Origin of the sequence: Gluconobacter sp. DsW_058 (assembly GCF_002153615.1) — a bacterium.
Taxonomy (GTDB): Bacteria; Pseudomonadota; Alphaproteobacteria; order Acetobacterales; family Acetobacteraceae; genus Gluconobacter; species Gluconobacter cerinus.
In genome coordinates, this window is the sequence record NZ_JOPH01000007.1 from 1 (window position 1) to 7,399 (window position 7,399).

A 7,399-nucleotide genomic window follows, 5' to 3' on the forward strand; every position below is an offset into this window, starting at 1 on the left:
AGCGCAATAAATTACTTATTATAATTTATTTAAAAAATTTAATATAATTGTAAGTAATTTTTAATTATAGTAAAAATCTACGATAATCTAAAAATTAATATAATATATCTCTTGATATTATACCAATTCATATGTATACATCCGTGTTTTAGTATAAAAAATTAGGATTGTTGGTAAATATATATTTATTATAAAATGACTGTCTGCAGGATATAATAAATTATAATATTCAGACTAAAGAACAGCATGTATCTTCAATCCCACAGCATCGACAGTCGGTTTGTTCTTCTGAAGATTTGTTCTCCAGATACGCTGATAATCAGGTTGGATGGAGAGACCTTGGAATGCATGGATGTTGTAAGTGACCTCCAGGGTCGTGATATGGCTTTGAGGGTAGGTCGTGTTTCCGGGGAGAGGCAGTCTCTGACGATAGCGTATCCACTGCGAAGCAACCAGTTCCGGGCTTGCCATCGTTTCAGACCACTCAACGCCGAATGTATCCTGTGGACGGGTGGAAAATGGTCCCCGATCTACGAGCCCTGCATAGATCTGATAGGTGTAAGGGCTGTTTTTCCCATCGCTTTTAGCGAACCCGGCGAGTGCGTAGAGACCGTGTAACGGGCCGCTTCCATTACGGATCAGCATCTGGTCAGCCTGAAGCCATATCTGCGTTTTTCCATTCGTCCAGCGGTAAGGGAGACCGGTGGCAGCAGCAGCATTGCCATTATTGTCGTAATAGACATCCCGGTATTGAGAAGAATCATAAGCGAAGCCAAATTTATAATGGCCAACAAGATTGTTTTTTCCAAAATGAGGGATGAGGCCGATTTCAACAGGAGTATAGACGCCTGTATAAAGGTCTGTACCCATTTCAAAACCAGTCCGATCATACTTGTTGGTATTTAGGTATGGATTGACGCCATAAAGACCCGCTTGGATATAAAGACCATGGAGCGGCCAGTAACGAACTCTGGCGGCCCAGGTCGATCCCGGATAGGTAGCATATCCCGCTGCACCCCGGGTCAGAGATTTTGGTATCCCACAGTTCGATTTGTTCATGAACGTGCAGAACAAGGGGGAATTGGCGAAATCAATATTCACGGGCATTTTGCCAACCGCAATCTGAATGCGTTTTTTATACAGATCCTGAGTTCCATACACATAGACCAGATGAACGCCGACATTGCCGCCACCGCCGAAAATTTCCTGAAACCCATTCAAAGAGTGATCGCCCAGATCTGCTGCGAGGTTATGGCCCGCGCGGTTAACGAAAACCGCATGGGTAATAAATCCTTTCCAGCCAATAATTTTTTCCCAGTCCAGATCAACTTCCACCCCGATCTGATGGGCATAACCAGCGTCCCCGCCATGCCCTGCATTTAAGGCGACGGCGCTTTCGCTGGTATAGTCCACGACAATGCCGATCCCTTTCTTGTTCAGCTTTTTGATCAGCCTGTCCCAGGGAAGGAGCATGTTCTCTACCGGAGGCGTAAAAGGGGTATTGTCGTAGCCGGCCGGCGTATCCAGGGCAAAGAGAGGAGCCGTTGCGGAGACCGGCCCTCGGTATTGTGCCTCTGCTTTGGAGGAAAGAAACACCACGCATGAGAAAACGCATGCCAGAAAGATTTTTGTAGTGGGACATAGAGAGCGCGGCATCGAAGTGCTCCAGCCTGAAGCAGTTTCAAATCACGGGGGTAAGTAGCGGAGCGCCGCAGAAATGTGCCGCAAGGTTGGCCGTGACCAACTGACCCATCTGTCGGCGTGTTTCTACGGTTGCGCTGGCACGATGTGGCTGAAGAACCACATTGCTCATGCGGTAAAGGGCAGCGGGAACACTGGGTTCGTTCTCGAAAACATCAAGCGCGGCTTTGCCGAGTTTGCCATCTTGCAACAGGCTTACCATGGTTTGTTCATCCACCACGCTTCCGCGGGAAATATTGACCAGCAGCCCGTCCGGCCCCAGTGCTTCCATGACGTCCCGGTTTACAAGATGCCGGGACTGAGGGCCGCCCGATGCAGCGACGACAAGGATATCGCTCTGCTTTGCCAGTGCTGTCAGGCTGGGAATGAACGGGATATCAGGAAGTTCAAGATTGGTACGGCTGAAATAGGAAACGGGCATGTCAAAGCCATGCGCCCGTCGGCTGATGGCCTGTCCGACTTTTCCCATCCCAAAAATTCCGAGTTTCTTGCCGGTGACCTTGTGAGCCAAGGGGAGGAAGCCGGTGCCCCACTGACCATTGCGGACAAAACTGTCTCCCGGAATCAGGTCGCGCGTTGCCGCGAGGATGAAAGCCATGGCGAGATCTGCCACGTCATCTGTCAGGACGTTTTGCGTTGTCGTAACGCTGATACCACGGTGGCTGGCCTGAACGAGATCGACGGCATCAGTCCCAATTCCATTGATGGAAATGATCTCCAGGTTAGGAAGGGCTGTCATGATGTGGGAGGGGACACCGCTTCCGCCGCCGGTGACGATACCCCGAATGCACGGTGCGATGTCCGTCAATACCAGCGTTTCATTATAACGGTGCACAACATACGCGGCGTCCAGTACCTGCTCGACTTCAGGCATCATGGGCTCGATAAGAAGAATTTCCGGTTTCATGATCAGAGAACCTTACACAGCCTGTTTTATGGAAGAACGACGGAGACGGGGTCCAGAGATCCGATTTCGACTTTTGCGGTCGTACCTGCAGGGACGAATTTCGTGCCGGTCATGGATCCGGTGGTGACGACGGTTCCTGCTTCCAGGGGAAGACCGCGCTTCGCAGCATGATTGGCCAGCCAGACAAGAAGACGGATTGGATCTCCAGCGGAGTTCCCTCCGGCATGTTCAATGGCAATCTGGTCATCAAGGACAAGCTTGACCTGTTCGGTTACAGGTGTGAGCTGCTGCCACGTTGAAATTCCGGGTCCGTAAATCAGGGCGCCGTGGTTACCCTGATCAGCCAGATGCACCAGTCCGTCCTGGGAGCCTGCCTTGCAGAAGCGGGTGTCAAATATTTCGATAGCGGCATGAGCGCTCCCGATGGCATCGCAAACTTCGGCCTGCGTCCAGGGCTTTTCCCGATAGGGGAGGTCTTTCCGGAAAATATAAACAATCTCCGCCTCAACACCGTAAAGGCGGCAAAGACCTTCCGGGAGTTTGGTATCTCCGGAAAACAGGGTCGCCTGATGCAGGGGGGCGCAAAATGGCTCGCTTTCTGGCGTCGGAGCTCCGACTTTCCAACCTTTGACGGGGCCAAGGGAAGCCGTCAGAGCTTGCGCGACCTGATCCTGAACAGAATACGCTTCTTTGGCGTCATGTATCTCGATGGTATCGGGAAGGCTATCCAGGCAGGATTTGCTTTTCCTGGCAGCAAGAAAGATCTCTGCACACTGAGTCAGTGTGGCATTTGGAGAAAGAGACACTGTATCGTTCATGATAAACCTCGAGCATAGAGAGGCCGTCATGCGTCCGAAGCGCGGACGCATTTGGAATGAGCTGAAGAAAGTGACGTGTGTTTTAGGGGAGGCCCTTAGAAGACATCATTCTGTGACATGAGATCACGGCCTCTGGGTTCAGGAATGAAGAACGTGGCTGTGATGGCCAGACAGGCAAGGAAGACCACGTAAGTTGCCAGTGGAATCCAGGCAAACTTACCGCTGCTGACACCGCCAATATTGAACCGTGCAAACATGGTGATGAGAAATTGACCCACCATGGGGGAGACGCCTCCGGCAATCACGGAAGAGAATTCACGAGTGAAGGATACTGCTGTGTAGCGATGGCGAACCCCGAACATCTCGGGAAGAAAGGCGCCCTGCGTTCCGAACATTCCCCAGGTCGCAATACCAAGAGCGAAGGAAAGCGCGATCATGGAGAGCACTGGATTTCCCTGGCTAAAGACGTACCAGACGGGAATGGCGCTTACGGCCTGAAGAATGGCAAATCCACGGTAAACCTTTACCCGGCCATATTTGTCACTGAGCCATCCTGCGCCGGGAATGGTGATTGCACCCACCAGTGCCGCTCCGATCAAGGCCAGCGTGCCCCATTTGCTGCTCATGCCAACCGTATGAACCAGATAGCTGATAGACAGCACCTGATAGATGGAAGAGCCGCCGTTTTCCGCCATCCGAAGCCCCAGACCCGCAGTGATCGGCCGCCATGAGCCGGTCAGTGTCTGGCGCAGGGGCATGACTTCTTCATGCTCTTCTTCCTCACGCAGCTTGGCAAAAGCAGGGGATTCCTTGAGGCGCAGCCGCATATACAGTGCAATGACAAGGAGGACGGCACTCCCGAGGAAGGGCACGCGCCAGAGCCAGGTGTCGGCAATGTTCGCAACGCCTGTCATCATCCCGAAATAGATCAGGCCCGCCGCTACTGTTCCCATCTGGATGCCCAGAAACGGGAGTGCAGCAAAGTATCCCCGACGTTCACGCGGGGCGGATTCCGTCATCATGACCGCCGCACCGGCCTGTTCTGCGCCCGCACCGAAGCCTTGCAGCATGCGCATGAAAACAAGCAGGAGAGGGGCGGCGATACCGATGGTAGAGTAGGACGGAATAAGCCCTATGGCGGAGCTGGCCAGACCCATAAGGGTGACCGTCATCAGCAGGACTTTTTTACGGCCATGCCGGTCACCGAGGCGGCCGAAGAAAATTCCGCCGATAGGTCGTACTGCAAAGCCTATAAAATAGGTCGCAAAGCTCGCGATCAGGCCCATGCCCGGGATGGTGCTGGGGAAGAAAAGCGGACCAAACACGAGAGCCGACGCGAGGCTGTAGAGTGCGAAGTCGTAGTACTCCATCGCGCTGCCAACCGAGCATGTCCAGGCCGCGCGGCGAAGTTCTTCTGTGGTCATTTCAGGGCGCTCAGAGAGCACGTCGTTCGAAACCGTGGCGTGTTCCTGATCGAGGGAGGGATAGCTTGTCATTGTTGTTGCAATCATGACTGCGGCACCTTGACCTGATGACCAGACTGGACTGATTCTTTCAGGGCCAGAGCGATCTTGAGTGAAGCCACACCGTCTTCGCCGGTTGCTGCCGGAGAACCATGCCCGGCAATGCTGTCACAGAAGCGTCGGACACTGTAGCGGTAAAGATTATGATGTTCGATGGCGATGGGATGCTCTCCGTCACCATCTCGCAAGGACAGACTGCCGGTCGGCTTCTGGCTCATGCAATCCCGAGCGATCAACGCCGCGTTTTCACCATAGAGTTCGACCCCTCCGGGCGCATAAGGCACGGCATATGATCCGTGGATCTGTACGAGAACATCTCCGGGAAAGCGCATAACAGCCATCAGACCGTCTTCAATCCCTGCTACACTCCGGCGACCGCTTTGCGTCATGGCAAACACATCAATTGGGTCTGCTCCTAACAGGAAGCGCAGGGTATCGATGTCATGGATTGTACTATCCAGAATAAGGCCACCGCCTGCGTCATTCAGTCGCCAGCCTTCAACCGCTTTTGCCAGAAAATTGGCATGGAAGACGCGGACGGTATTCAGTTCGCCGATAGCGTTGGTCTTCAGGTGATGTCGGAGCGCAATATGGACGGCCGAGCATCTCAGATGATGGTTCGTGCCCAGAATGACACCGGATTCATGGCAAACCCGGACCATTTCCTCTGCGTCTGTCAGGGAGAGGGCCAGTGGCTTCTCGCAGAGAACATGTTTGCCTGCTCGGGCTGCCGCCAGAACCTGATCTTTATGAAGCTCATTGCGGCTGCTGACATAAACAACGTGTACGGAAGGGTCTCGAAGAATGTCTTCAAGCTCCGACGTACTGTCGGGAATATCATGAGCTGTGGCAAATTCTTGCCCGCGCTGTGCGTCCCGACTGAAAACAGTCCGGAGTGTCGCATCCGGCTGTGAACGGATTGCATCGATCATCCACTCTCGGGCGACATTACTGGCCCCGATCAGAGCCCAACCGATAGGCGTTTTCATTCTTCCTCCTTTGACCCTGCGACCACAGAGGCGAGTTAAAGGCAAAAATTAGATCGATCTAAAAGATCGCAGTTGCATATCTCAACGTTATTTCCGAGAGAAAGTCACGCAAGTTTAGTGATAGAAATATAAAAGATATGTGATTTATTGGCAGTATATCACGAAACACGTGATAATCATGTCAGGGAAGGGAAAGCGCTAGCCTATCCGAGGGGTATTATGAGGTGCGGGTTTCAGAGCTGGCCCGTATAACCAAATTTGCGGGAAGAATGATCCGTTCTGTAGGTCGGTCTGGTGCTTCCAGCCGCTTTTGCAGCAGGGTAGCCGCAGCCTGCCCAATCATGCGCGGGTTCGTCGCAATCGTCGTTAAAGGAGGATAGGCTGCCGCAGCCTGCGGTAAATCATCCATCCCTATAACGGCAAAATCATCGCCAAGCGTATAGCCGCGGCGTTGAAGGTGACTCATGAGCGCTAGAGCCATAATATCATTATAACAGATCGCGGAATCTGGCGGATTGGATCCTGGAAGAAGCCGGTCGAGTTCAACTTCATCATAAGTGTTACCCCATTTGCCGGCGACCACCATATCGTCAGGCAATTGATGAAGCGCCATAGCTCTATGGAAGCCATCCAGTCGGGCCACGGCAGCGGAATGGACGGACATTCCTCCCACGAACATGATTTTCTGCCGACCGGTTTCGACGAGATGTCTTACGGCTTTTTCGATACCTGAAGCGTAGTCAGCCGCAACATAGTCGCCTGATCCGTAAGGGACATGGCGCAGAACCTGAACATACGGCAGGCTTAGACGTTGGAGATCTTCCAACAACGTGTCGTCACTCCCTATCGCAGGGCAGATAATCACGCCATCAACGTTATGCTCTCTCAGTCGCTGGATCTGACGCGCCTGGCGTTCGGGCGACTCAACACTGTTCGCAATGAAGCAGACAACATCATTGGCATCGTTAACGTCATCGACCCCCGCTGTCAGTTCACTGAAGAAGGGGTTAGCAATGTTGGAAAGAACCAGACCAATCGTATGAGTTCGGCTCTGACGCAGATTGGCTGCACCACGATTGTAGATATAACCGAGTTGTTTCATTGCTTCCAAAACGCGTTCACGCGTTGGGGGGGCAATAAGCGGGCTACCTCGCACCACGAGTGATGCCGTCGCCCTAGAAACGCCAGCAGCTCGTGCGACATCCAGAAGATTGACAGGCTGAGGTGCTGGACTTTTTTTCATATCGCGAAATTACAATACACAAACAAATCTCAATAAGATCCATATTTTTATGAACTGGACCTGTTCGATCAGGATTTATCTCTTTCAGACACCCACCATTAATTGACAGCTGAGAATCAAGATTTTCTCGCCTCCCTAGGTGTTTAGGTCACGTTGACAAAAGGCCTATACGGTCTGCCTGAGATCTGATTCACTTTGTATCTGTAGGACAGCAAGCA

At 52.4% G+C, this 7,399-nt stretch carries 6 protein-coding genes; all 6 read right to left on the reverse strand.

Annotated features, from left to right (window positions below):
- Window positions 1–234: 234 nt before the first annotated feature.
- The 6 genes from HK24_RS05505 to HK24_RS05530 all read right to left on the reverse strand — a co-directional run bounded on the left by HK24_RS05505 (window position 235) and on the right by HK24_RS05530 (window position 7,181).
- Window positions 235–1,599 (reverse strand): carbohydrate porin, encoded by a 1,365-nt coding sequence (locus HK24_RS05505; RefSeq protein ID WP_233126126.1) that lies wholly within the window; start codon window positions 1,597–1,599, stop codon window positions 235–237.
- A gap of 82 nt (window positions 1,600–1,681) precedes the next feature.
- Window positions 1,682–2,608 carry a 2-hydroxyacid dehydrogenase gene (locus HK24_RS05510; RefSeq protein WP_086633649.1) on the reverse strand — a complete coding sequence of 309 codons (927 nt, stop codon included), beginning with the start codon at window positions 2,606–2,608 and terminating at the stop codon, window positions 1,682–1,684.
- A gap of 26 nt (window positions 2,609–2,634) precedes the next feature.
- Window positions 2,635–3,426, reverse strand: a complete 792-nt coding sequence (locus tag HK24_RS05515) for a 2-keto-4-pentenoate hydratase (protein ID WP_086633650.1) — start codon at window positions 3,424–3,426, stop codon at window positions 2,635–2,637.
- 95 nt (window positions 3,427–3,521) lie between these two features.
- Entirely contained in the window at window positions 3,522–4,937 is a 1,416-nt protein-coding gene (locus HK24_RS05520; protein WP_086633651.1) for an MFS transporter, read from the reverse strand.
- Window positions 4,934–5,938, reverse strand: coding sequence for a Gfo/Idh/MocA family protein (locus HK24_RS05525; RefSeq protein ID WP_086633652.1), 1,005 nt, complete (start codon window positions 5,936–5,938; stop codon window positions 4,934–4,936). The genes HK24_RS05520 and HK24_RS05525 overlap by 4 nt, the downstream gene beginning before the upstream one ends.
- A gap of 217 nt (window positions 5,939–6,155) precedes the next feature.
- The gene (locus HK24_RS05530) at window positions 6,156–7,181 is read right to left on the reverse strand and encodes a LacI family DNA-binding transcriptional regulator (RefSeq protein WP_086633653.1); all 1,026 of its coding nucleotides are present in this window, start codon (window positions 7,179–7,181) and stop codon (window positions 6,156–6,158) included.
- Window positions 7,182–7,399 lie beyond the last annotated feature (218 nt).

Coding starts and splice junctions, on each gene's coding strand:
- HK24_RS05510 (WP_086633649.1), bottom strand. CDS start 2,608: ATGAAACCGGAAATTCTTCTTATCGAGCCCATGATGCCTGAAGTCGAG.
- HK24_RS05515 (WP_086633650.1), bottom strand. CDS start 3,426: ATGAACGATACAGTGTCTCTTTCTCCAAATGCCACACTGACTCAGTGT.
- HK24_RS05520 (WP_086633651.1), bottom strand. CDS start 4,937: ATGATTGCAACAACAATGACAAGCTATCCCTCCCTCGATCAGGAACAC.
- HK24_RS05525 (WP_086633652.1), bottom strand. CDS start 5,938: ATGAAAACGCCTATCGGTTGGGCTCTGATCGGGGCCAGTAATGTCGCC.
- HK24_RS05530 (WP_086633653.1), bottom strand. CDS start 7,181: ATGAAAAAAAGTCCAGCACCTCAGCCTGTCAATCTTCTGGATGTCGCA.